The organism is Komagataeibacter xylinus (assembly GCF_009834365.1).
Lineage (GTDB): Bacteria > Pseudomonadota > Alphaproteobacteria > Acetobacterales > Acetobacteraceae > Komagataeibacter > Komagataeibacter xylinus_D.
Genome location: NZ_CP041348.1, coordinates 1,731,888 through 1,754,839 on the forward strand (window position 1 = coordinate 1,731,888; position 22,952 = coordinate 1,754,839).

General features: G+C 63.0%; 19 protein-coding genes and 1 tRNA gene. 9 read left to right on the forward strand and 11 right to left on the reverse strand.

What is annotated here, in order from left to right:
• The first annotated feature begins 13 nt into the window (after nt 1-13).
• Entirely contained in the window at nt 14-502 is a 489-nt protein-coding gene (locus FMA36_RS08310) for a GAF domain-containing protein (protein WP_159261952.1), read from the forward strand.
• Nucleotides 503-574: 72 nt separating this feature from the next.
• Here the strand turns inward: FMA36_RS08310 and FMA36_RS08315 are convergent, their stop codons facing one another.
• Both FMA36_RS08315 and FMA36_RS08320 read right to left on the reverse strand, forming a co-directional pair.
• Nucleotides 575-1,720, reverse strand: coding sequence for a retropepsin-like aspartic protease (locus FMA36_RS08315; protein ID WP_159261953.1), 1,146 nt, complete (start codon nt 1,718-1,720; stop codon nt 575-577).
• The gene (locus FMA36_RS08320; protein ID WP_159261954.1) at nt 1,680-2,651 is read right to left on the reverse strand and encodes an ion channel; all 972 of its coding nucleotides are present in this window, start codon (nt 2,649-2,651) and stop codon (nt 1,680-1,682) included. Before FMA36_RS08320 ends, FMA36_RS08315 begins: the two co-directional genes overlap by 41 nt.
• A gap of 156 nt (nt 2,652-2,807) precedes the next feature.
• Between FMA36_RS08320 and FMA36_RS08325 the strand changes: the two genes are divergently transcribed.
• Nucleotides 2,808-3,707 carry a 3'-5' exonuclease gene (locus tag FMA36_RS08325; protein WP_159261955.1) on the forward strand — a complete coding sequence of 300 codons (900 nt, stop codon included), beginning with the start codon at nt 2,808-2,810 and terminating at the stop codon, nt 3,705-3,707.
• Nucleotides 3,708-3,787: 80 nt separating this feature from the next.
• Here the strand turns inward: FMA36_RS08325 and FMA36_RS08330 are convergent, their stop codons facing one another.
• From FMA36_RS08330 to FMA36_RS08365, 8 genes are all read right to left on the reverse strand, one after another.
• Nucleotides 3,788-4,039 carry a hypothetical protein gene (locus FMA36_RS08330; protein ID WP_159261956.1) on the reverse strand — a complete coding sequence of 84 codons (252 nt, stop codon included), beginning with the start codon at nt 4,037-4,039 and terminating at the stop codon, nt 3,788-3,790.
• Nucleotides 4,040-4,053: 14 nt separating this feature from the next.
• The gene (locus tag FMA36_RS08335) at nt 4,054-5,451 is read right to left on the reverse strand and encodes an amidohydrolase family protein (protein ID WP_159261957.1); all 1,398 of its coding nucleotides are present in this window, start codon (nt 5,449-5,451) and stop codon (nt 4,054-4,056) included.
• A gap of 77 nt (nt 5,452-5,528) precedes the next feature.
• Complete coding sequence (locus FMA36_RS08340; RefSeq protein WP_159261958.1) at nt 5,529-5,867, reverse strand: hypothetical protein; 339 nt, start codon at nt 5,865-5,867, stop codon at nt 5,529-5,531.
• Between the two features lie 307 nt (nt 5,868-6,174).
• Nucleotides 6,175-6,250, reverse strand: a tRNA-Glu gene (locus FMA36_RS08345).
• 69 nt (nt 6,251-6,319) lie between these two features.
• Complete coding sequence (gene recJ / locus FMA36_RS08350; protein ID WP_408885655.1) at nt 6,320-8,167, reverse strand: single-stranded-DNA-specific exonuclease RecJ; 1,848 nt, start codon at nt 8,165-8,167, stop codon at nt 6,320-6,322.
• A gap of 73 nt (nt 8,168-8,240) precedes the next feature.
• Complete coding sequence (locus FMA36_RS08355; protein WP_159261959.1) at nt 8,241-9,581, reverse strand: homoserine dehydrogenase; 1,341 nt, start codon at nt 9,579-9,581, stop codon at nt 8,241-8,243.
• A 26-nt stretch (nt 9,582-9,607) separates the two neighbouring features.
• Complete coding sequence (locus FMA36_RS08360; protein WP_159261960.1) at nt 9,608-10,849, reverse strand: LL-diaminopimelate aminotransferase; 1,242 nt, start codon at nt 10,847-10,849, stop codon at nt 9,608-9,610.
• A gap of 88 nt (nt 10,850-10,937) precedes the next feature.
• Nucleotides 10,938-11,960, reverse strand: coding sequence for an OmpA family protein (locus FMA36_RS08365; RefSeq protein WP_159261961.1), 1,023 nt, complete (start codon nt 11,958-11,960; stop codon nt 10,938-10,940).
• Nucleotides 11,961-12,171: 211 nt separating this feature from the next.
• Between FMA36_RS08365 and FMA36_RS08370 the strand changes: the two genes are divergently transcribed.
• On the forward strand, nt 12,172-12,846 hold the full coding sequence (locus FMA36_RS08370) for an ATP-dependent Clp protease proteolytic subunit (protein ID WP_078524923.1): 675 nt from the start codon (nt 12,172-12,174) through the stop codon (nt 12,844-12,846).
• Nucleotides 12,847-13,058: 212 nt separating this feature from the next.
• Nucleotides 13,059-14,063: a ferritin-like domain-containing protein gene (locus FMA36_RS08375; protein ID WP_159261962.1), complete on the forward strand. Its 1,005-nt coding sequence runs from the start codon at nt 13,059-13,061 to the stop codon at nt 14,061-14,063.
• 52 nt (nt 14,064-14,115) lie between these two features.
• On the opposite strand, the gene FMA36_RS08380 is transcribed toward FMA36_RS08375, so the two are convergent.
• The gene (locus FMA36_RS08380) at nt 14,116-14,637 is read right to left on the reverse strand and encodes a hypothetical protein (RefSeq protein ID WP_159261963.1); all 522 of its coding nucleotides are present in this window, start codon (nt 14,635-14,637) and stop codon (nt 14,116-14,118) included.
• A gap of 247 nt (nt 14,638-14,884) precedes the next feature.
• On the opposite strand from FMA36_RS08380, the gene FMA36_RS08385 reads away from it, so the two are divergent.
• From FMA36_RS08385 to FMA36_RS08405, 5 genes are all read left to right on the forward strand, one after another.
• A complete protein-coding gene (locus FMA36_RS08385) occupies nt 14,885-15,253 on the forward strand; it encodes a hypothetical protein (RefSeq protein WP_159261964.1) in 369 nt (122 codons plus the stop codon).
• Nucleotides 15,254-15,310: 57 nt separating this feature from the next.
• Nucleotides 15,311-15,862, forward strand: coding sequence for a cytochrome b (locus FMA36_RS08390; RefSeq protein WP_159261965.1), 552 nt, complete (start codon nt 15,311-15,313; stop codon nt 15,860-15,862).
• 397 nt (nt 15,863-16,259) lie between these two features.
• Nucleotides 16,260-18,335 (forward strand): putative bifunctional diguanylate cyclase/phosphodiesterase, encoded by a 2,076-nt coding sequence (locus FMA36_RS08395; RefSeq protein ID WP_240906536.1) that lies wholly within the window; start codon nt 16,260-16,262, stop codon nt 18,333-18,335.
• 37 nt (nt 18,336-18,372) lie between these two features.
• Nucleotides 18,373-20,631, forward strand: coding sequence for an EAL domain-containing protein (locus FMA36_RS08400; protein ID WP_159261967.1), 2,259 nt, complete (start codon nt 18,373-18,375; stop codon nt 20,629-20,631).
• Nucleotides 20,632-20,705: 74 nt separating this feature from the next.
• Nucleotides 20,706-22,928, forward strand: a complete 2,223-nt coding sequence (locus tag FMA36_RS08405; RefSeq protein WP_159261968.1) for a sensor domain-containing protein — start codon at nt 20,706-20,708, stop codon at nt 22,926-22,928.
• Nucleotides 22,929-22,952: the final 24 nt, after the last annotated feature.

Sequence of the window (22,952 nt, forward strand, 5' to 3'; positions counted from 1 at the left end):
ACAAGGAAACCCCATGCAGGCCCCAACCCACCGCATAGGCCCCGAAGATCTCGTGCCCATGGTGGCCGCCACCCTTGCGGGCGAGACGGATCTGATCGCCAACATGGCGAATATTGCAGCTCTGGTGTTCGAGGCGCTGCCAGACATCAACTGGGCCGGATTCTATCTGTGGAAGGACGGCATGCTTGTGCTGGGGCCTTTTCAGGGGCGGGTGGCATGCACGCGCATTGCGCCGGGGCGTGGCGTATGCGGTGCGGTCGCACGCGAGCGTAGGACAAAAGTGGTGCCCGACGTGCACGCCTTTCCCGGCCATATCGCCTGTGACGCGGCTTCTGCTGCCGAAATCGTGGTGCCGGTCCTGCACGGGGAACGGCTTGTGGGGGTGCTGGACGTTGACAGCCCCCTTAAGGAACGTTTCACCCCGGCGGACCAGCACAGGCTCGAGCAGGTCGTGGCCCTTCTGGTGGCAGACATGCCCTGCGAAGCACCGGAACATTCTTGAGGGTTACAGGCTGTCTGCCGTCTGTCTTTTTCAGGCAGCCGCTTTTAAAGACACGGCTGCCGGTCGCTTTTGTTATTTCCTGTCAGTCTGCAGGGCGGGGTGGGGCGCAGGGTCGGGCGCGGTCTGCATTGGTGCGGCTGGCGCGGGCGGCGTGTCCGTCAGGCGGGCAATGGCCGTGCGGGTGGTGAGCATGCCGTGGGCGGCCTGACCGCGGTCATTGGGCATGTCGGCCTGGGGGGTCATGTATATCATGCCCTGCGGAAAGGCCATGAGCACGCGCCTGCGCCGCAGGAAGTTCATGCCCAGCACGCTGTAGCTGGTTTTTTCCACATTCACGTCCAGCGGCAGGTCGTGCCATGCGCCAAGGGCAATATTGTCAAAATGGTGCCTGCGTCCGTTCAGGATTTTTCCGGCATTGGTCCGTACGTGAATGTCTTCATGCAAAATGGCGGCGGTCAGGCCCAGCGCCCTGGCATCCTTGCGCGAGAGGGAGGACATGTCGGCCCCCGGTTCGATCTCCATGCGCGTATTCTGCGTGCCCACCTGCATGCTGATGCCGGTCAGGCGACCACGGTGGTCGGGCTGCAGGGGCAGGGCCGTGCTGTCCGGCCCGAGCCATTCCTGTAGTGGCGGGCAGCCGGGCGCGGTGCTGGCAACGAACAGCACCATGACGCGGGCGGGGAAATCAAACAGCACATCGTAATTGCCCAGTATGTCATAGCCGATCACGCCCAGCACGGGCTGGTCATTGAGGTGGGGCTGCTGCATGCCCTCGATCAGGGCGGGCACGTCATCGGCATGGCCGTTGCTGATGCGCAGGTCGTGCAGCACCGTGGTGTAGGTGGTGTCGACGCCTGCGATGGTCTGTATGCTGATGGCTGACAGAACGGGAAAGGCGGTGGCGTTGGGCGCGTAAATGCCCACCTGGTCCTGGGTTACGCTGACATAGGCCAGCCCGGCCATGTCATTGAACGTGGCGGGAATGATGGGGCTGCCGCTATTGGTCAGCAGCGGGGCGGCGATGACATGGCTCAGGCAGGCGGCGGGCAGGCCATAGCGCAGCGCGGGTGGCGGCGGTGCAGGCGGGGGCGCGGCGTGCCGGGCGGCATGGGCGGGTGTGCCCCCCACAAGGGCAAGCAGCACGGCACCTGCGCGGGCCAGCAGGGCAGCGCGCGGATCAGTCCGGCTGGTCCGTGAGGTATTCCGCCACCTCGGCATTTTCATCGAGGGGAGATTCGGTCTGGTCAAAGCGGGTGTAGTCAACGGTGATCCGCCCATCCGGCCCGGCGTTGATGATATCGACGAAGCGGTGATTATACAGCATGCGGTCAAATCCGTAAGCGGAGCGCGCAAAAACGGTCTGGCCGGAGGCCTCGTCGGTGCCGGTCAGGCTGACGATGATTTCCGCCTCCTGTGCGGCCAGATCGTTTTCCGTCAGGCCATAAAGCGGGCTGTCGGTGTTGATGACATGGGTGGGCGTGCAGGCAAAGCGCAGCACCGGCACATGCGACTGCTGGAGCGTGAGCGGGTCGAACTGCCGCACCACCCGGCCGGATGGCGTGTGAATGAGGCGGGCGAGCGCAAACTCCACATCCACTGACAGGATGGGGCTGCGGCGGCAGTTGGCAATGCGGATATCAAGGTGAAGGTGACCGGATTCCGCCAGGATCAGCGCCTTGTCGCTGAACATGACCCGTGCGCGCGGGCGCGAAAAACGCGCGAAGATGAGGCCCGTGGCCAGGGCATTGATCATCATGCCGCCCAGCACTTCCACCGTGGCGATCAGGTTGGCGGTGCGGCTGACAGGCACCATGCCGCCATAGCCCACGGTCGAGAGGGTCTGCACGCTGAAGAAGAAGAAATCGGCGAAGCTGTGCGGATCAGCTCCTTTAACGCCCTGGCTGTCGGCCATGTACAGCAGCGCGAAAAGGATATTGACCACCACGTAAACCAGCAGCGAACTGTAAAAGAACGTGCGCCACGGTGCCGTGAGGGCATGGTGGTAGAAATCGGACCAGATGCGGTCCACCTGCCCCACGCGCACGATTGTATCGTGTCCCTGGTCTTCGATCCTGTGAAGAGATTGCGGCCTGTCGCCTGCCGGAGGGCTGGGGCGTGGGGGCGTTTGTGGCCCGGCGTCCTGTGCCATGGCGTGTCCTGCCTGCGCGTGTGATGTGGGGCCAGGACGGATCGGCCTGACAAACTTTGTAATATGGCATGTGCCCCGGCGGGGCAACGGGCTGCATGATAGAGAGGGGCGTGCACCCTTCGCATATCCATGCACACCCGCCCGGCAGGAGACCCCATGACAGAGCTTACCCCCGACCAGATGGAACACATGGCCACCACGCTGGAAGGCACGGGCCGCTACCGCGTGCTGCGCCCGCTCACCCCGCGCGTGCTGACCGGATACCCGCCTGAGGCAGGCACGCGGCTGGGCATGTTTCTTGATCTCGAGACCACGGGACTGAGTGCTGCGAAGGACGAGATCATCGAATTCGGCATCGTACCCTTTGTGTACACGCTGGACGGACAGATTCTGGGTAGCCTGGAGCCGTTCAGCCGCCTGCGCGAACCCTCGCGCCCCATTCCGCCCCAGATCACCGCGCTGACCGGCATTACCCCGGCCATGGTGGCGGGGCAGTCGGTAACACCTGAGGAGGTGGCCAGTTTTGTGGCGCCTGCCTCACTTATTATCGCGCATAATGCAGATTTTGACCGCAAGTTTGCCGAGCGTTTCACACCTGCCTTCACCACCAAGCCCTGGGCCTGCTCCATGAAGGACGTGGACTGGGCGGCAGAAGGTTTTGAGGGGCGCAAGCTGTCTTATCTGGGCATGCAGGCGGGGTTCTGGTTTGACGGGCATCGCGCGGTGGATGACTGCCAGGCGGGCATTGCCATTCTCGACCGGGTGCTGCCGGTGTCAGGGCAGCCTGCCCTTGCGGCGCTGTTGGAAAACGCCCGGCAGGTGCGCTGCCGCATCTGGGCGGAAAATGCGCCCTATGAGTTCAAGGACCAGTTGCGCCAGCGCGGCTACCGGTGGAATGACGGAACGGATGGCAATCCGCGCGCATGGTCCATCTCGCTGCCCGAGGCGGAGGTGGAGGCCGAACTGGCATTTTTGCACGCAGAAGTCTTTGCCCGTCCGGTGGAACTGCCGGTTACGCGGATCACGCCGTGGGACCGGTTTTCCACCCGTTGCTGATGGGGCTGCCTTTTTTCAGGAGGCAGTGTTGGATGAAGCTTTTTGGGGAAAGCTTCGAAAAATGCTTCCCCCAGCAATTTCTACGGACCGGTAAAGAATGCATCCCCCATGTAATCGGGCGGCCCCCCGTCCAGCCCTTCGGCCTCGAAACCGTCATTATAGGGGCCTGAATAATACCCCATGCCGTAATTATGTTCATTCCAGTCATTATTCGCAATCATCGGGCCATCTGGCCCGGAAAGCTGCGGGCCTTGAGGCCCCGCGCAGGCCGCCAGCAGGCCCAGCAGCGGGAGCAGCAGGCCCAGGCTCAGGGCGGTCTTGCGTGCGGGCATAAGGCGGGTTCCTGTCATTTTCCGGCAGATGACTGGCCGGGCAGCGGGCCGGTAACCGGCTGGCCACGATGCCAGACCTGCCGGATCCGGTCCAGCGCGGCAGGCTCCACCGTGGGGTTGCCCTGCACCACCAGCAGGTCGGCCCACTGGCCGGGCGCTATGGTGCCCCGGTCAGTCAGGTGCATGAGGTGTGCGGCATCGCCCGTGGCCAGCGTAATGGCCTGTAGTGGCGTTAGCCCGGCCATGATGGACAGGCGCACTTCCCGGTGTTCCGCAAAGCCGGGAATGCGCACCGGCGTGGCCCCTGAATCCGTGCCGAAGCCTACGGGGATACCCGCACGGTAAACCGCCATCAGGTTCTGCATGTTCATGGCCAGCGCCCGGTGGGCGGCGGCTGTCAGGGGGGCTGCCAGCGTTCTGGCCCGCCAGGCGGGGTCGGCAAATTGCTGGCGCAGCGCGGGCGAAAGGCCGAAGGACAGGAAGGGATCATCGAGCCATTCCGGGTGCTCGGCAAAGATGTAGCCGGCCTCATCAAGCGAGAGCGTGGCGATATAGCCCGTGCCCTGCGCGCGCATGGCGTTGATTAGTGCGGGGTCAATGGGCCGGTCGCGCACGCCATGGGCCAGAATGTCCACGCCCGCGGCCACCAGCGCGCGGGCATCGGCCAGGTCATGAATATGGGCCGCAACCCGCTTGCCCCTTGCGTGCGCCTGCGCAATGGCGGCGCGGTAGATTGCAGGCCGCATCTTGGGCAATGGGTGCGCGCCAGGCACGCCGTTACGGAAATCATCCACCCACAGCTTTATCAGGTCCGTGCCTTCATTGACCATGCGATCGACAGCGGCGCGTGTCTCGGCAGGCGTTGTGGGGCGAAAGACCTGATCGGAGCCGATATGGAACATGTTTTCAGGCGGCACGCCATCGGGCGCGCCAATGCCCTGATCCACGCCAAACAGGTCAGAGCCGGGGTTGAGGCCCGCATGCTGTTCGTGGCGCAGGTCATCGAATAGCGGGGAGCGGTTCAGTCCGAGCGCGACCACTGTCGTCACGCCATAGCGTTCATACTGCGCGAGTTCGGCAAGGATGTTGGCGCGGGTATAGTTTTCCGCCCCGTTACGGGTACCGCTGACCTGGCCCACATGGCTGTGATCCGAGATCAGCCCTGGCAGCACGCTTGCACCCGACAGGTCGAGCACGCTGGCATGGGCAGGCGGCTTAAGCTTATGCCCTGTGGCGGCAATATGCCCGTTTTCGATCAGGATATCCGTATCGACCTGTGCAGGCTGCCCCGTGCCGTCAATCACGGTGGCATGGCGCAGCAGCACGGGTCTGGCCGTCTGGGCCTTGGCGGTGCCGCACAGGGCGGGCAGGCTGGCCAGAATGGCCATCAGGGCAGGGCGGACGCGGGGCATGCAGACCTCCATCGGGCACGGGCAATAGTGCAGTGTTGCCCATCGGGTGGGCCCGCGTCCATTCACGTCCGTGCCGGTCAGGCGGTTTGGGCGGGCAGGCGGGTCGCGCCCCCTTCAATCAGGTCGGCAAAGGCGTCCTGCACGTCGCCACTTTCAGGAAAACAGACAAGAACGTCGTCGCTTTCCACTTTCGCCTCACGCGCGGGTTTGACCACGCTCTCCCACTGGCGCGAAAGGGATGTGACCGTGCCGATTTCGGGCTCAAGAAACTGCCATGACCCACCCTTGGCCGTTGACCCCATGACGGTGGTGAGCAGAAACACGCCCGCCTGGTCCGGCAGGGGCGAGGGCACGCGATGAAACTGGTAAAGCGTGCCGGATTTTCCAAACAGCGTGAATGAATTCCACGGTTCCATAAGCCTGTTACCTCCCTCGGTAGCGAGGCAGTATGCCATACTTCGCCATGATGGTGGAAAGGTGACGCAGGGCCTGCCAGCCATGCGGGCGGGGCCAGAACAGGGGGGGGAGTCAAAGTTTTCAGGTGCTGCCCTATTTTAAAAAAGGCGGCCTTTACGAAGCTTTTTGAAAAATGCTTCACCAAAAACTTTTGATGATTTCCGGGAGAATGAAAACCCGTCAGCCATGGAAATGACTGGCAATCTGGCAAATCAGGAGAAAAGCCTGTCTTCAGCTGATACGCGCATTGATCTGCGGTAAAGTAGCTGGCGTCCCGTACGGGATTCGAACCCGTGTTGCCGCCGTGAAAGGGCGGTGTCCTAGGCCTCTAGACGAACGGGACTAAAGGCGTGAGCGGTAACTATCCCGCCACGGGGGGCAGGTCAACCCCCAGATGCAAAAAAGACTGAAATTATTGAGCGATCGCCACATCGCGGATGAAGAACGTGGCTGATGTCCGCCCGTTCCAGCTCTCCGCCCGCAGCCAGCCCGCAAGGTGCAGCGGGGGTGTGTCGCGGTCTTCCAGCACCGGGGCGATCGGGCTTTCATTGGCGCGGAATACCAGCGCCTTGAGCCGTGGGCCCCGGCCTTCGCCCTGTAGTGTCAGGCGCAGGGTGTTGCCCTCGCGCCCGATCCGCTCGGCATAGGCCACGCGCACGCGGGGCAGGGCGATGAGTGGTTCGTCATTGCCCGCGCCAAAGGGGGCGAGGCGATCCATATTGGTTGCCAGCGCCACGTCGGCGGCGGCCACGTTCACCACGGCATCAATGGTCAGGTCCACCGCATCGGGCAGGTCGGCGGCGGAGGCCAGGTACCGGTCGAGAAAGTCGTGCAGCGCCGGAACCCCTTCGGCGGGCAGGCCAAACCCTGCCGCCATGGCATGGCCACCGCCCGAGGTGAGCAGCCCCGCCTGCCGCGCGGCAATGATGGCGCCGCCCAGATCCTGCCCCGGCACGGAGCGGGCCGAGCCCTTGACCGTGCCATCATCGAGTTCCGCGCCCACCAGCACGGGGCGGTTGAATTTTTCCTTTATGCGCCCGGCCACGATGCCCACCACGCCGGGGTGCCAGTCGCGCCCGCTCAGCACCAGCACGGCATGACCCTGTTCGCGCTGGGCGGCGGCGAGTTCCATTGCGCGGTCCAGAATGCCGGCTTCCACGCTCTGGCGGTTATGGTTGACCGAATTCAGCTTGTCGGCCAGCGCCTGCGCCTCGGCGGCATCATCCGACAAGAGCAGCCGCAGCCCCAGCCCGGAATCGGCAATGCGCCCCCCGGCATTGATGCGCGGGCCAAGCGCAAACCCGCAGGTAAAGGCCGAGAGCGGATCACGGGCGCCCGCGGCCTCGAGCAGGGCGGCAAGCCCCGTGCGCCCGCGCTGCGCCATGATGTTCAGTCCGTGGATCACGAAGGCGCGGTTCAGCCCGGTCAACGGCATCACGTCGCACACGGTGGCCAGTGCCACCAGGTCGAGGCTGTTCTTGAGCTGCGGGTCGGGGTGGGTGTCAAACCACCCTTCGCTGCGCAGCAGGCGCGTGGTGGCTCCGGCTGCCAGAAAGGTCACCGCCGCCGCGCAGATGTGGCGCAGGCCGGAGGGGCAGTCAGGCCGGTTGGGGTTGACCGTGGCCACCACGCGGGGCAGCGCGCCCTGCACCTGATGGTGATCAAGCACGATCACATCGCAGCACTGGCTGACATGCTCGAGCACATCGACTGCCGCCGTGCCGCAGTCGAGGCAGATGATCAGGCTCGCCCCCTGCGCCTGCATGGTTTCGATGGCGGGGATATTGGGGCCGTAGCCCTCTGTCATGCGGTCGGGGATGTGGGTAAGCACCGTGCAGCCCTGCGTGCGCAGGAAGGCGGTCAGCAATGCGGTGGAGCACGCGCCATCCACGTCATAATCGCCAAACAGGCCTACGGTCTCGCCATTGCGGATGGCGCGTGCCATCCGCTCGGCAGTCACGTCCATGTCCACCAGTGTCGAGGGGTCGGGCAGCATCTGGCCCATGGCAGGCTTGAGGTAGCTCTCCACCTGCGCAGGGTCGATATGACGCAGGGCCAGCATGCGGGCCACGATCTCGGGCAGGCCGGTCTGCTGGGCAATGGCCATGCCCATGCGGTCGACATGGCTGGCCTGACTGCCCGCGCGCCATGTCCATCGCCGCCCTGTCACGCTGTGGGTCACCCCCAGCACGGCGGGCGCTACCCCGTCCTCAACCAGTTGCGCTTCAGGGGCGGGAGATGTCAGCTCGGTAACAGGCACAGGCGGGTCCTTGAGCAGGGGGCCAGGGTCAGCAACGGGGCGCGGATGGACGCATGCCCATCCGCAGCCGTTCCTAGCCCGCGTCGATGCGGATCAGGGCGGGCTCGTCCAGCACGGCGGCCAGTTCGGCAATATGATGCAGGGCGTGCTGCATGGCCGCTTCGTTGGTCTTGTGGGTCAGCAGCACCAGCGGCACGGCATGGGTGCCGTCGGGGCGGGTCTCATGCGCATCGGCATGCTGGAGCATGCTGCGCAGCGAGACGCCATTGTCGCGCAGCACGGCGGTGATGTCGGCAATCACGCCGGGGCGGTCTTCCACGTTCAGGCGCAGGTAGTATTCGCCCACGAACGACTTGGCGGCCAGGGCCACGGCCTGCGTCAGGCTATCGGCATCGCAGCCCCATACGGGAATGGCGGCCCCACGCGCGATGTCGATCAGGTCGGCGCATACGGCGGTGGCCGTTGGCCCTTCGCCCGCGCCCCGGCCCTCGAGCATCAGGCGGCCGACAAACGCACCTTCCGCCACCACGGCGTTGAACACGCCATTGACCTGCGCGATCGAGGCATCCTGCGGCACGAGGCACGGATGCACGCGGGCCTCGATGCCGTTTTCATGCTGGCGGGCAATGCCCAGCAGCTTGATGCGGTAGCCCATCTTGCGTGCGAACTGCAGGTCCAGCGCGCCAATGCGGCGGATGCCCTCGATATAGACGGAGGCGAACACCACCGGCCGCCCGAAGGCCAGTCCCGCCAGAATGGCCAGCTTGTGCGCGGTATCGACGCCGTCCACATCCGTTGAGGGGTCGGCCTCGGCATAGCCCAGCTTCTGGGCATCGGCCAGGATCTCGGCAAAGTCGCGGCCGGTCTCGTGCATCACGCTCAGGATGTAGTTACACGTGCCGTTGAGGATACCGCCGATTTTAAGGATGCGGTCCGCCGCCAGCCCCTCGCGCACGGTCTTGATGGCGGGAATGCCACCCGCCACCGCCGCCTCGAACATCAGCGGCACGCCTGCGGCCTGCGCGGTGCAGGCCAGTTCCGCGCCGTGGATGGCGATCAGCGCCTTGTTGGCGGTCACCACCGGCCTGTGGTTTTCCAGCGCGCGGGTCACGGTCAGGCGGGCAGCGCCTTCGGCGCCGCCAATCAGTTCGGCCACCACGTCCACATCCGGGTGGGTGGCGAGTTCTTCAGGCGTGTCGCACCACGCAACGCCCGACAGGTCGACCCCGCGGTCGCGCGTGCGGTCGCGCGCGCTCACGGCGGTCACCACCAGTTCGCGTCCGGCGCGGGCGCGGATCAGGGCCGCGTTCTCGCGCAGCAGTTTCATGACGCCAGCACCAACCGTGCCCAGCCCTGCAATGCCGATGCGCAGGGGCGGTTTGGGTGCGGGCGAAGAAGAAGGTTTAGAAGTCATCTGTTTTCCGTCAACCGAGTAGGGCGTCATGAATGGGCGGGCTGCGTGTCGGGCAGGGGAGCGGCCTGCTCGCTGGTCGGGGCGACGCCGCCATGTTCCGTCATGAAATGGCGGATGGAGCGGCAGGCCTGTCGCAGGCGCTGGGTGTTTTCCACCAGGCCGATGCGCACGAAGCCTTCGCCATGCTCGCCAAAGCCAAGGCCCGGAGCCACGGCAACGCCTGCTTCCTTGAGCAGAAGCTTGGAGAAGCCCACGCTGCCGAGTTCGCGGAACTGCTTGGGAATCGGCGCCCAGGCGAACATCGAGCCCTCGGGCGAGGGCACGTCCCACCCTGCCGCGTGCAGGCCCTGGATCAGCACGTCGCGGCGCTTGCGATAAATGTCGCGGATTTCGGCAACGCAGTCCTGCGGGCCGCTCAGGGCCGCCACCGCCGCAACCTGAATGGGAGTGAACGCGCCGTAATCAAGATAGGACTTGATGCGTGTCAGCGCCGAGATCAGCTTGGGGTTGCCCGCCGCAAAGCCCATGCGCCAGCCTGCCATGGAATAGGTCTTGGACAGCGAGGTGAACTCGACCGCGATATCTTTTGCCCCCGGCACTTCAAGGATCGAGGGGGGCACGTTGTCGCCAAAATAGATCTCGGCATAGGCTAGGTCGGACAGGATCCAGATCTCGTGCTTGCGGGCAAACGCCACCAGCTTGCGGTAGAAATCAAGGTCGGCCAGGTACGCGGTCGGGTTTGACGGAAAATTGACGATCAGCGCCGTGGGCTTGGGCACCGAATGGCGCACCGCGCGGTCGAGGGCCTCGAGCATTTCGTCATCCGGCGTGGCCGGAATCGAGCGCACCGAGGCGCCAGCAATGATGAAGCCGAACTGATGGATGGGATAGGACGGGTTGGGCACCAGAATGGTGTCGCCCGGGCTGGTGATGGCGGAGGCGAGATTGGCCAGCCCTTCCTTTGAGCCAAGGGTCGCGATCACCTCGGTCTCGGGGTCGAGCTTTACGTTGAAGCGGCGCTCATAATATCCCGCAAGCGCCCGGCGCAGGCCGGGAATGCCCCGGCTGACCGAATAGCGGTGCGCGCGCGGGTCGGCCACGGTCTCGACCAGCTTCTGCACGATGTGCGGCGGCGTGGGCGTGTCGGGATTGCCCATGCCGAGATCGATAATATCCTCCCCCCGCGCTCGGGCGGCGGCCTTGGCCTTGTTGACTTCAGCGAAGACATAGGGCGGCAGGCGGCGGATACGATGGAATTCTTCGGTCATGGGACGCTCTGTTACGGGCGCGCGCGAAAGCGCGCCGGGTTGCGAATCAGGTCATTGCAGGCCCGCGTACCGGGCCGGCGGCACCACTCTAGCGCAGCACGGCAATTCTTGCACCATTGCCAAAGGCATGGGCGCGTACCACGATTTTGCTGGCGGGCACGCCGCGCGCCACGAGCATGGCGGTGATGGTGCGGGTGCGCAGGATGGCGAGGTTGAGGGCGGCGGTCTGCCCTTCCGCCGTGGCGTTGCTGGCATTGCCGTAGCCGTTCACGATCAGGGAACGGCTTTCGCCGCGTTCCTTCACGGCATTGTCCACCACTTCCTCCTCGCCATCGGCAATGTGATCCGATCCGGGCAGGAAGTGCACCGTTGGCCCGTCATCGGCGCTGGCAAGGTGGTAGTTCGGCAGGTCCAGCCCGTCACGCGCCGCGTTGTCAGGCAGGCTGATGCCACCCACATTGGGCAGGGCGGGCGCTGCCTGGGCTATGGGCGGCAGGTTGGCGGGAATGGCCTCGGGGTGTTCGCTCACTATGGTCGAGACCTCGGGCATGAGCAGCTGGCCGTTGCTGCCATAAAGCGGGCGGCCGTCCGGGCCGGTCTGCTGGGCAGATGTGCTGTCCGGCGCAGGGGTGGCCGTAGCCGTGGTGCCGGTGGGGCTGGTGGCAGGCGTGTCAGGACTGTCCGCCGCCTTGAGCGAGGCGGACTGCGTGCCGAACTGCGTGCGCGAGGGGATGGGCGGAATATCCGCCATCGTGGGCATGGTGCCCATGATCGCATCCTGACGCTGGTTGAGTTCGTGCTGGGCCTCGAGGTCGGCGGTAATGTCCTCGCGCAGGTCGGGCGAGGGGAGTTCAGGCGCCTTGCGCGGGCCAAGCCCGATCTTGGGGTAGGGCTGGTGGGTGCCCGGTGGCGGGGGGCGCTGGTGGCTGATCACGCCGCCCTGGTACTGGTGGTACCACTGCGTCACGGTATCGACCGTGTCCTGGTGGTGCACGCAGCCCGCAAGCGCTGCCGCGCACAGGGCCAGCGTGGCCGCCCGTGCGGCACGCGCGCTGCATGATGGCGGAAAAAAAAATCTTCCGGGACTTGGCGATGGCACCCGCTTTCCCAATCTCTAGCTCCCATGGCCCTTGTGGCCTGCACACGACACGACCGGGGCAAACTAGCCTGCAATGCCGCTCTTAGCGAGAGGGGTTGCGTCACTTGCGTCATGACGTGCGCCACCTCTTTACCCGATTGCACGGTCGGGACTTGGCACCGGGCGCAAGGCAGCGCAGGATAAGGGCATGACCAGGACAGTCCCGGAGAAGAGGGAGAACCCGATGAACGGCATGCAGCCGAACTACCGCATCCGCATGGATGATGAAGACCCGAGAGATCCCGATATCCCCGAACCCCAGGGCCCGGAAACCGAGGAGCCCGACAAGAACCGCACGCTGTCCTCGCCCATTGGCGAGCTTGAAAGCCGCCTGTTCGACCAGCGCAAGGTGCTGGTGTTCGGCCCGATCAATGACAAGATCGCCCGTGACGTGACCGGCCGCCTGCTCGCCCTTGCCGGTGCATCCGACAAGCCGATTGATGTGTACGTCAACTCGCCCGGCGGCCATGTGGAAAGCGGCGACACCATTCACGACATGATCCGCTTTGTCGATTCGCTTGCCCCGGTGAACATGATCGGCACGGGCTGGGTTGCCTCCGCTGGCGCGCTCATCTTTGCCGCGGGCAACAAGGAGCGGCGCTACTGTCTGCCCAACACGCGCTTTTTGCTGCACCAGCCCATGGGCGGCGTGCGCGGGCCTGCCACCGATATCGACATCGAGGCCCGCGAGATCATCAAGATGCGCGAGCGGCTCAACCGCCTGTTTGCCCGCGAGACCGGCCAGCCTTACGAGAAGGTGTGCAAAGACACCGACCGTAACTACTGGATGTCCGCTGATGAAGCGATTGCCTACGGTCTGGTGACGCGCGTGATCGACAAGATCTCGGACCTGCATTGATCTAGGGCAAGGCGAGGTTTCGGGCTCGCCCATAATGCTGGTGTTCCGTTCCGCAGGAGGGGCCAAAACCCCTTCTGCGGATTCCAGATAACAGTTCTGCACTTTGCATGGACTTATGATATGGGAACCGGCAACGAGGGTGTCAGGCAGTTTGAATGAACGCCTCATCGGCCGGCGTATTCACGCGACACCGTTCCGAACAGCGAGCCGACATGACGAAATCACTTTCTGACATTTACACAACCCTGCCTGAAGCCCGTGATCCGGGCGCCGCCACGCCGGATGCCGTGGCGAAGGCCGATTTCAATGCGCGGCACTGGTCCAGCCCGGTTGCAGGCCCCCTCAAGCCGGGTTCGCCTGCGCACAAGAAGGCCGTGGCGGACATGTTCCGCGAGACCTTCAACCCCTACAAGCCATCCGTCATCGAGTGGCCCGAGCTGGATGCCGAGACGCTGCAGCGCGTCACCTCCCTGCCGATCTGGGACATTGCGGTCCAGACCGAAGGCAAGGCCCGCCTGCGCATGGCAGCCTATGCCCGCCTGATCGACGATCCGGACATGAAGGATGCCCTGTCACGCAATGCGTGGGAGGAGAACCGGCATAAGGAAGTGCTGTCCAAGATGGTGGAGGCCTACGGCATTCCGCTGGCGTCCGAGCCGCCTTACATCGAGCCGCGCGATGTGGAATGGGCCTATATGGTTACCGGTTTTTCGGAATGCGTGGACAGCTTCTTCGCATTCGGCCTGTTTGCCATTGCCCAGAAATCCGCCTTCTTCCCGCCTGCGCTGATCGACACGTTCGAGCCGGTGATGCAGGAGGAATGCCGCCACATCCTGCTGTTTGCCAACTGGCTGGCCTGGCACCGCGCCACCATGCCGTGGTGGAAGCGCCCGTGGTTCGAGGCGCGCGTGCTCGGCGTATGGTTCTTCCTGCTCTATGAGCGGCTGGGCATGGTCACCACGTTCGATGCCGATGGCAACAAGCATGAGCAGGACAACAACTTCACCGTCAACGGCACCAAGGAGGTGGCCGATGTCGATGTAAAGCTGCGTGACATGATCGATATCTGCCTGATCGAGAACGAGCGCCGCTTCTCGGGCTATGACCCGCGCCTTGTGCGGCCGAAGCTTGCGCCCAATCTTGCGCGCATCATCCGCTTCTTCCTGCCGCGCACGCCCGATTCAGCCAGCCTTGAAAGCCAGCCCGGCGCGGCGTAACCCGCTGCCGGAACATTCCCCGCCCGCTTGGCGCGGGCGGGGGAAAACGGGTTCAGCCCAGCGTGGGCACGGCGGGGCCTGCCCCGAAATCAAGCTGCCCCAGATAGGCTACGCGCTCACCGGGCACGATATCGCCAATCCGGCCGCCTTCGATGCGGGCATAGGCAAAGACCTTGCTTTCCTCCTCATCTGACGAGCCGATGGCAAGGCCGGTGAACGGCTTGCCTGCCGCATCCTTCAGTTGCCACACATCGCCGCGCACCACGGCATCGTATTTGTAGCGAAAGCCCGGCACGATTTTTGTCAGGAGCAGCGGCATGGCGGCGGTGACATCAATGGCCGTGCGCACGAAGGCGGTGCAGGCGTCATCGGGGGCGAAATAGCCGCGGGCATCCGCCGTCATCAGGATCAGCCCCGGCGTTGTGCCATTGGGGCCGACAAGGCGGCTGCGGATGACGATCTTCTGGTCATCGCGCGAGACCTCCGAGGCAAGCATCACGGTGCCAGCCGGTGCTGCGAGCAGGTCAGGCACCACGATGAGATCTGACAGGGGAAGGGTGGCGAGTCTGGTCATTTTTCATTCTCCATCGCGATGGTTGCCAGGGGATGACGGGAACGGACTGTGCGCTTCGTTACGTTTCATGACAACCATCCAGCCCTGCGGTTGTTACATGCTACATGATACGCACATGCCCCATGCGTGGCAGGAATATCCCGCCGTTCATGCATGCATGATAAACATTGGTAATATGGGGCCTGTGCCCCAATTTAAAAGACGGGTATGGAGACAGTTCCGTGCCTCATAGAGGGAGAGTAACCGCATGACGGGTCACATCAGGAAGGGACTAACGGCTGTCGCGCTCGGGCTGATCCTGGTCAGCGGGGCAGGCGGCGTGGCCCATGCCCGCAGTCACTCGGCCAGTGCGGCTCCCGGCGCCAGCAGTTATGTGCCCAGCCAGGATGAAGGCGATGGCGTAGGCATGCCGCCATCCTACAGCGCCCCCGAGACCGGTAATGGCGGTGGCGTGCCGCAATTCGGCAATGACAATGCGGAGGCCGACCAGATGAGCGGGGCGATGATGATGCCCGGCTCCGCGTCTGGCAGTGCCGCACCCGGCATGACCGATGGCAGCTACACCAATATGAACATTGGTGGCGAAGACAGCGCAATTCTGCCAGGCGTCAACTGACGGCTGGCCGGGGTGCCCACGGCCTTCTTATAGGTAATTTTGATTAGAGGCTGCCGGATGACCGCATCTTCTCTTCCCTCGCCGCCTGCGCATTACAGTTGGGAGACACGGTGGCTGCACTGGCTGACCGCCGTGCTCGTGCTCGAACAGTTCGTTGTGGGGCAGGTGGGCTGGCATCTCATGGCCCGCACGGCGGCATGGCGGCCTTTTCTGGTCGCGACGCATACCTCGCTGGGCGTGGTGCTGGCTACGGTGTTCATCATTCGTGTGGTATGGGCCATGACCGGTGGCCGGGCCATTCATTTCCCCATCGTGACAATGCAGGACCGCGTGGCGCGCAGCGTGCATCGCCTGCTCTATATGCTGCTCGGCGGTGAGATCGTGTTCGGCTACATGGCGCGCTGGTCTACCGGGCGGCCCGTCATGGCGTTTGGCGTGCCGATCAATTCGCCCCTGCCCATGCTGATGCACGGAACGCATTCCTTTTTCTCAGGATTACATCACTGGAATGCATGGTTACTGTTTTGCGTGGCGCTCTTTCATGGGTTTGCAGGATTTTACCATCTGTTCATTTATCGTGACCGAATTTTTCAGAGAATGTTACCTTGATGAGTGTGGATAAGGCGGGTTGTCCTAATAGCGCCTGCTAATGGTACAGAGCGCTTCTCTGTAAATAAAAAAATAGGAATATAAGCCTAAAAACCACTATTCTGGAATTTGTCTGCGGCGCTTTTAAATAGGAAATATCTTTAACTGCCAGGGCTGAGACTGCTCTAAGGTATTCATTAAATTTCTTTAGGATAATTTTTTGTTGCATTGTGAATGAATGTTTACTAATATCTGATTAATCTCAGCAAATATAAAAATAAATGGCTGATTCTCCGTTGGATGCCCTTGTTGTAAGCGGTTGATGCCAGAAGGTTTCCACAATGCCCATGTGGAGCCAGGTGTTTGTTGAAACTTGTTTTCGTAAACGCATGGTATCGGGCGCTCAAAAATGGAAGTCATGAGCAATCATATCTATGAACTGAAGGTATATGATCCCTTCCTGCTCGCTGGTGCGCTGATTGTATGCGTAACAGGCGCGTGGATTACGATGCGGCTGGTAACCCGGGTGGCGCAGACCCGTGGCCGTCAGCGGCTGGGCTGGTACTGCCTTGCCAGCATGGCGGGGGCGAGTTTCGTGTGGTGCACGCATTTTGCCGCCATGCTGGCCTATCACTGCAATGCCCATGTACATCTTGACCCGCTGAACACGGGGCTTTCGCTGCTGGTCATGCTGGTTGCCATGCCGCTGGCGGTGATGCTGGCCGTGCGCCTGTATGGCCGTGGCGGCTGCATGCTCGGTGGCCTGGTGCTCGGGCTTGGCATTGCCGGCATGCATTATGCCGGCATGGCCGCCTACGGGGTTGATGCGCCCGTGGTGTGGAGCGGCCTGCTTGTGGCGGTGTCGATCGTAATCGGCATTGCACTGTCCGCCACTGCCCTTGTGCTGGCATTGCGGCCGGTCAATCCACGCCGCGAGGTCGAGACGACGCTGGCCCTCGTCGGCGCTGTCGCCGGGCTGCATTTTACCGGCATGGAGGCCATGCATGTGGTGGCCATGCCCCAGCACATGCTGGCTATGCACGATAACGGGCAGTTTCTGGCGTTGGGGCTCTCGGTCATCGGGGGTACGATGCTCATGCTTATTGCCGGTATCGCCTCGTTCGTCATTGATGGCAGCGCACGGCAGGAATCCTATGAGGAACTGCATCGCATGGCCATGTCGGACGGGCTGACCGGCCTGCCCAACCGCATCAGCTTCAATGAGCGGCTGCAGAACGAAGTCAGCCGGGCCGACCGCGATGGCGAACAGTTTGCCGTTATTGGCATTGACCTGAACAAGTTCAAGGAAATCAACGATACCCGAGGCCATGCCGCAGGTGATATCGTGCTCACCACGCTGGCCGAGCGCTTCAGTGCCCTGCTTGCGGATGGCGAGTTCGTGGCCCGTCTTGGCGGTGATGAGTTCATCGCCATCCACCGCACGTCCGACAGCGCCGAACTGCATGGTTTTGTCGAGCGGATCCAGCAGGCGCTCAACCAGCCGATCCCCATCGAGGATTACGTGGTGACCAGTGGCGGCAGTATTGGCGTTGCGGTCTACCCCGTGGATGCGACCGACAGCGAGACCCTGATCTCGCGCGCGGACATGGCCATGTATCGCGCCAAGACCGACCCGCATCATACCATCTGGTATTATGAAAGCGCGCTCGACCAGAGTATGCGCGAACGCCGTGCACTTGGCGGGGACCTGAGGGCCGCCATGGCCAACGGGCAGCTTTCGCTGTTCTATCAGGTGCAGACCGTAGTGGCCACGGGCGAGGTTTCGGGTTACGAGGCGCTGCTGCGCTGGGAGCACCCCGAACGCGGGGCGATCGAACCGCGCGAGATCCTGCAGATTGCCGATGAGAGCGGCCTGATCATCAAGCTCGGTGAATGGGTGCTCAGGACCGCCTGCGAGGCGGCGGCAGGGTGGGATGAAAACATCCGGGTCGCGGTCAATATGTCCGCTGCCCAGTTTCTCCAGCCCCGCTTTGTCGTGGCCGTGCAGGAAAACCTTGCCCGCAGCGGGCTTGCGCCCGATCGCCTTGTCATCGAGATCACGGAAGACACCGTGCAGCGCAATCTTGACCGCGCGCTTGCCATGGCCAACAGCCTGCAGGCCCTTGGGGTGCGCCTTGCACTTGATGAGTTTGGCGGTACCCATTCGGTGCTGCACATGTTGCGCGTGTTTCCGTTCAGCAAGCTCAAGATCGATCGTTCGCTCATGCAGCAGGTCGATACCGCCCCGGTGGTGGCGCAGCTTGTGCGCTCCATCCTGCTCATGGGCCACGCGCTGCGCATATCGGTGCTGGCGCAGGGGATCGAAACCAGAGGCCAGTTCAGCATAGCCTCCGCCGAAGGGTGCGACGAAGGCCAGGGCTACCTGATCGGCCACCCCGCGCAGTCGGCCCAGGGCGCAGCCATGACAGGGGTGGGATCTCCCGCCGCTTCCATACGCGCCGTCTCTTCTCCCGTATTCAGTCCTGATACCTGAGAGACGCGAATTTTTCATGAAACAGCAAGAGCATGTAATGAACCCTCACGATGCCTCCGCGATGACGTCTGGACAGACCCCCGCCAGCGAACTTGACATGACTGCCGATGTCAGCCTCCAGCTGCTTGAGCAGGCGACGGACGGTGTGGTCATCATCAACGAACGCAACGAGGTGGTCTTTTTCAATCCGGCGGCCGAGAAGCTGTGGGGCTATTCCGAGAGCGAAGTGCTGGGTCGTAACGTGAGCTGCCTCGTGCCGTCGGTCTATCGTGGCGATCATGACAGCTACATCTACAAGAACCGCAAAACGGGCGTGAACCGCATTGTCGGCACCTCGCGCGAGGTAACGTTCGAGAACAAGGCGGGTGACTACATCTCGGGCGAGATGTCGATCTCGACCGCACTGCTCGGGCCGGAACAGAAACGTTATTACATGGCCTTTATGAAAGGCGTGACCGAGGAGAGCCACCGCCGCAAGCTGCTCGACCTGCAGAATACGGTGTTCCAGGCCATCTCCAACGACATGCTGGTTGAAGACGTGGCCGATCTGGTGTGCCGTGAGGTGGAAAGCTTCGTGCCCAACACGGTCTCGGTCATCATCTTGCTTGATGAGAACAACCGCCTGAGCATCCTGTCGGGCCCCGGCCTGCCGCGCCGTTATGCCGCGGCACTCGAGAACATGGCCCTGACCGAAGGCGACCTTGCGGCACTGGGCAATGACTTGTCGGAAGCCAACAGCATCGTGTGGGACAGCTACCGCTCGCTCGGCATCTCGCTGGGGCTGCACAACTGCTGGGCCTCGGCCATCAAATCGCGCAACGGGCGCATTTCGGGCATTTTCGCGCTGTATTCACGCAACCAGTACAAGCTGAGCGACTGGCCGCAGAAGATCGTGTCGGGCTGCGTGCCCTTCTGTAGCGTGGTGATCGAGAACTACGAGGCGCAGCAGCATATCTCCCAGTTGGCCAACCACGATTCACTGACCGGCTTCCTCAACCGCACCGCCATCCACACGGTCATCAAGTCGATGATCGACCGCCCGGGTGACAATGAGTTCGCGGTGTTCATGATCGATATCGACCGTTTCCGCGATATCAACGACACGCTCGGCCACATGAATGGCGATGCCTTCCTCAAGGCGGTGGCCCAGCGGCTCAAGGACCTGTCGCGCAGCAATTACATCCTCAGCCGATCGGGCGGCGATGAGTTTGTCATCGTCGTGCCCGACTGCGATGAAGACAAGGCCGTGAGTTTTGCAGAGAGCCTGATCAAGGCCATGCAGGAACCCATCGAGATCGCGGGTAACCTGCTTGTTGTCTCCCTAGGCATCGGCATCAGCCTGTTCCCTGAGAACGGGCCGGATAGCGAATCCCTGCTTGGCCATGCCGAGATTGCCATGCGCCGGTGCAAGAAAGAGGCGCGTGGCGGCTACTGCGTGTCCAGCACGGCCGATAACCGCGCCGCCCAGGACCGGCTGCTGCTCGGCTCGGCGCTGCGGGATTCACTGGCCAAGGGCATGCTCAACCTGCATTACCAGCCGCAGGTCGATATCCAGACCGGCAAGCTGTATGGCGTGGAGGCGCTCTCGCGCTGGAAGCACCCGACGCTGGGTAACATCTACCCCTCGCGCTTCATTGCGGTGGCGGAGGATACCGGACAGATCGAGACGATCGGCACCTGGTCGCTGGAGGAAGCGACAAGGCAGATCCTCGACTGGGAGCGCGCCGGGCTTTACGTGCCGACCGTTTCGGTCAACCTGTCGGCGGCGCATTTCCGCAATCGCGGGCTGCCCGCGCTGATCGAGCGCATCCTCAAGGACCGCCACATCTCGCCGGACCGCCTGTGCGTGGAAATTACGGAAAGCGTGATGATGGACGAAAACGAGGATACGATGGAAGGCCTTGCCGCCATCCGTAACCTTGGGGTTGGTCTGTCGATGGATGATTTCGGCACGGGGTATTCGTCGCTTTCGAGGCTGACGCGCCTGCCGCTGACCGAGATCAAGATCGATCGCAGCTTCATCATGAACCTCGAGCATGATGCCAACGCCCAGGCCGTGACCACGGCGGTGATCGGCATCGGCAACCGCCTGGGCATGACCGTCGTGACCGAAGGTGTCGAGACCGAGGCCCAGCTTAAGCTGCTGCAGGGGCTGAACTGCGATGTGGTGCAGGGCTATCTGTTCGCGCGGCCGATGCCGCCGGCGGAACTGCTTGAATGGTCGCAGGGGCCAGCCAAGACGCTTGCGCTCGAACTGATTGCCTCTGATAAGGCCGAAAGCAAAACCAAGAAATAGTTTCGCCGCAATTTCTGGCTTGTTCGCTGTCCCCATGCCTGGTTGGAAACAGGCCTGCTTAACCTTGGATCCCTATGAAAACGCAGAATCCCACCCCTTCGCCAGCTGTCGTGGCCATTCCTGAAATCAGTTTTGAACTGTTACATCAGGCACATGACGGCATGGTTATCATCGATGACCATAATACGATCCTCTATGCCAATCCGGCAGCCGAGACGTTATGGGGCTACGACCCGGGCGAGCTCACGGGGCGGCCCGTGGGGGAACTCATGGCTGCATCTGTGGAAAATGGGGCAGCACCCTTTGACATCGATGCCTCGGTCCAGGCGGTTGAGCCGGTATCGGGGGAGGTCACGTTCGAGAACCGCAGCGGCGACTACATCTCTGCCGAGGTCAGCCTGACGGCGGCGCGCGTAGGGGCCGGCGGCCGCCGTTACCGCCTGATGATGGTGCATGGCACTACCGGCGCGGGCCATCGCAGCCGGGTGGTCGAACTGCAGAACACGGTGTTCCGCTCGCTGTCGAGCGAGATCCAGATCCAGGACGTGGCGGACATGGTCTGCCGCGAGGTCGAGACGCTGGTGCCCAATACGGTTGCCGTGCTGATCCTGCTTGATGAGCAGAGCCGCCTGCGCATCCTGTCGGGTCCCGGCATGCCGCGCCGCTTTGCCGCAGCCCTGGAAGACATGCGCCTGACCGAGGCCGATATTGCCGCCCTCGCCAATGACCTGAACGAGGCGACCACCATCGTCTGGGACAGCTACCGCTCGGTTGGCATCTCGCTGGGGCTGCATCATTGCTGGGCTTCGGCCATCCGCACGCGCAACGGGCGCATTACGGGCATTTTTGCGCTGTATTCGCGCTCCGAGCGCAACCGGGGCGGCTGGCCTGCGCAGATCGTGAACAGCTGCGTGCCGTTCTGTGGCGTGCTGATCGAGCAGCATGAGGCGCGCCAGCACATCTCGCAGCTGTCGAATTACGACCCGCTGACCGGCTTCCTCAACCGTACGGCGGTGCACAAGGTCATCCGCTCGCTGATCGGCCAGCCGGGTGATAATCATTTCGCGCTGTATATGATCGATATCGACCGCTTCCGCGATATCAATGATGCGCTGGGCCATATCAATGGCGATGGCTTCCTGAAATCCGTTTCCGAGCGGCTCAAGGGTGTGTCGCGCAGCAATTACGTGCTCAGCCGTTCCGGCCCGAACGAGTTCCTGATCATCGTGCCCAACACGCGCCGGGATGATGCGCTCAGATTTGCCGATATCCTGCACGGCTGCGTCAAGCAGCCCATCGAGATTGGCGGCAACATGATCGTGCCGACGCTGGGCATCGGCATCAGCCTGTTCCCCGAGAACGGGCCGGATGGCGAATCCCTGCTCAGCTATGCCGAGCAGGCCATGCGGCACGCCAAGCGCTCGGGGCTGGGCATGACCCACCTTGCCCGCTCGGAAGACAACAAGGCCGCGCAGGACCGGCTGCTGCTGGGCTCGGCACTGCGTGAATCGCTGGCGCAGGGCCTGCTCAACCTGCAGTACCAGCCTCAGATCGACGTGCGCAACAACACGCTGTATGGTGTTGAGGCGCTGTCACGGTGGAACCATCCCACGCTGGGCAACATCTACCCCTCGCGCTTCATTGCCGTGGCGGAAGAGACAGGGCAGATCGAGGCCATTGGCACCTGGTCGCTGGAGCGCGCCGTGCGGCAGATCCTTGAATGGGATGCCCACGGCATTTACGTGCCCACCGTGGCGGTCAATCTTTCTGCCGGTCACTTCCGCAACCGCAACCTGCCCGGCTTCATTGCCCGCCTGCTCAGTGACAGCAAGCTCGAGCCCCATCGCCTGACGGTCGAGATTACCGAGAGCGTGATGATGACTGAAAACGAGGACACGAACATGGTCCTCCAGTCCATCCGCAACCTTGGCGTGGCGCTGTCGATGGATGATTTTGGCACGGGATATTCGTCGCTTTCAAGGCTGACGCGCCTGCCGCTGACCGAGATCAAGATCGATCGCAGCTTCATCATGAACCTCGAGCACGATGCCAACGCCCAGGCCGTGACCACGGCCGTGATCGGCATTGGCGGCCGTCTTGGCATGACGGTGGTGACCGAAGGCGTGGAAACCGTGCGCCAGCTTGACCTGCTGTGCCAGCTTGGGTGCGACGTGGTGCAGGGCTACCTGTTCGCCCGCCCCATGCCGCCTGAAAAGCTGGAGGAATGGCTGCGTGATGATCGTCTCGCCGCCGTGCTGAAGGAAGCCAAGGAAAGTCGCGCCGCCGCCAGCGAATAAGGCGCACACCTGCATCTGTATCCA

Bases quoted from the DNA above. Each gene is read 5' to 3' on its own strand.
- FMA36_RS08310 (WP_159261952.1), top strand. From the start codon at position 14: ATGCAGGCCCCAACCCACCGCATAGGCCCCGAAGATCTCGTGCCCATG.
- FMA36_RS08315 (WP_159261953.1), bottom strand. From the start codon at position 1,720: ATGCCGAGGTGGCGGAATACCTCACGGACCAGCCGGACTGATCCGCGC.
- FMA36_RS08320 (WP_159261954.1), bottom strand. From the start codon at position 2,651: ATGGCACAGGACGCCGGGCCACAAACGCCCCCACGCCCCAGCCCTCCG.
- FMA36_RS08325 (WP_159261955.1), top strand. From the start codon at position 2,808: ATGACAGAGCTTACCCCCGACCAGATGGAACACATGGCCACCACGCTG.
- FMA36_RS08330 (WP_159261956.1), bottom strand. From the start codon at position 4,039: ATGCCCGCACGCAAGACCGCCCTGAGCCTGGGCCTGCTGCTCCCGCTG.
- FMA36_RS08335 (WP_159261957.1), bottom strand. From the start codon at position 5,451: ATGCCCCGCGTCCGCCCTGCCCTGATGGCCATTCTGGCCAGCCTGCCC.
- FMA36_RS08340 (WP_159261958.1), bottom strand. From the start codon at position 5,867: ATGGAACCGTGGAATTCATTCACGCTGTTTGGAAAATCCGGCACGCTT.
- FMA36_RS08355 (WP_159261959.1), bottom strand. From the start codon at position 9,581: ATGACTTCTAAACCTTCTTCTTCGCCCGCACCCAAACCGCCCCTGCGC.
- FMA36_RS08360 (WP_159261960.1), bottom strand. From the start codon at position 10,849: ATGACCGAAGAATTCCATCGTATCCGCCGCCTGCCGCCCTATGTCTTC.
- FMA36_RS08370 (WP_078524923.1), top strand. From the start codon at position 12,172: ATGAACGGCATGCAGCCGAACTACCGCATCCGCATGGATGATGAAGAC.
- FMA36_RS08375 (WP_159261962.1), top strand. From the start codon at position 13,059: ATGACGAAATCACTTTCTGACATTTACACAACCCTGCCTGAAGCCCGT.
- FMA36_RS08380 (WP_159261963.1), bottom strand. From the start codon at position 14,637: ATGACCAGACTCGCCACCCTTCCCCTGTCAGATCTCATCGTGGTGCCT.
- FMA36_RS08385 (WP_159261964.1), top strand. From the start codon at position 14,885: ATGACGGGTCACATCAGGAAGGGACTAACGGCTGTCGCGCTCGGGCTG.
- FMA36_RS08390 (WP_159261965.1), top strand. From the start codon at position 15,311: ATGACCGCATCTTCTCTTCCCTCGCCGCCTGCGCATTACAGTTGGGAG.
- FMA36_RS08395 (WP_240906536.1), top strand. From the start codon at position 16,260: ATGAGCAATCATATCTATGAACTGAAGGTATATGATCCCTTCCTGCTC.
- FMA36_RS08400 (WP_159261967.1), top strand. From the start codon at position 18,373: ATGAACCCTCACGATGCCTCCGCGATGACGTCTGGACAGACCCCCGCC.
- FMA36_RS08405 (WP_159261968.1), top strand. From the start codon at position 20,706: ATGAAAACGCAGAATCCCACCCCTTCGCCAGCTGTCGTGGCCATTCCT.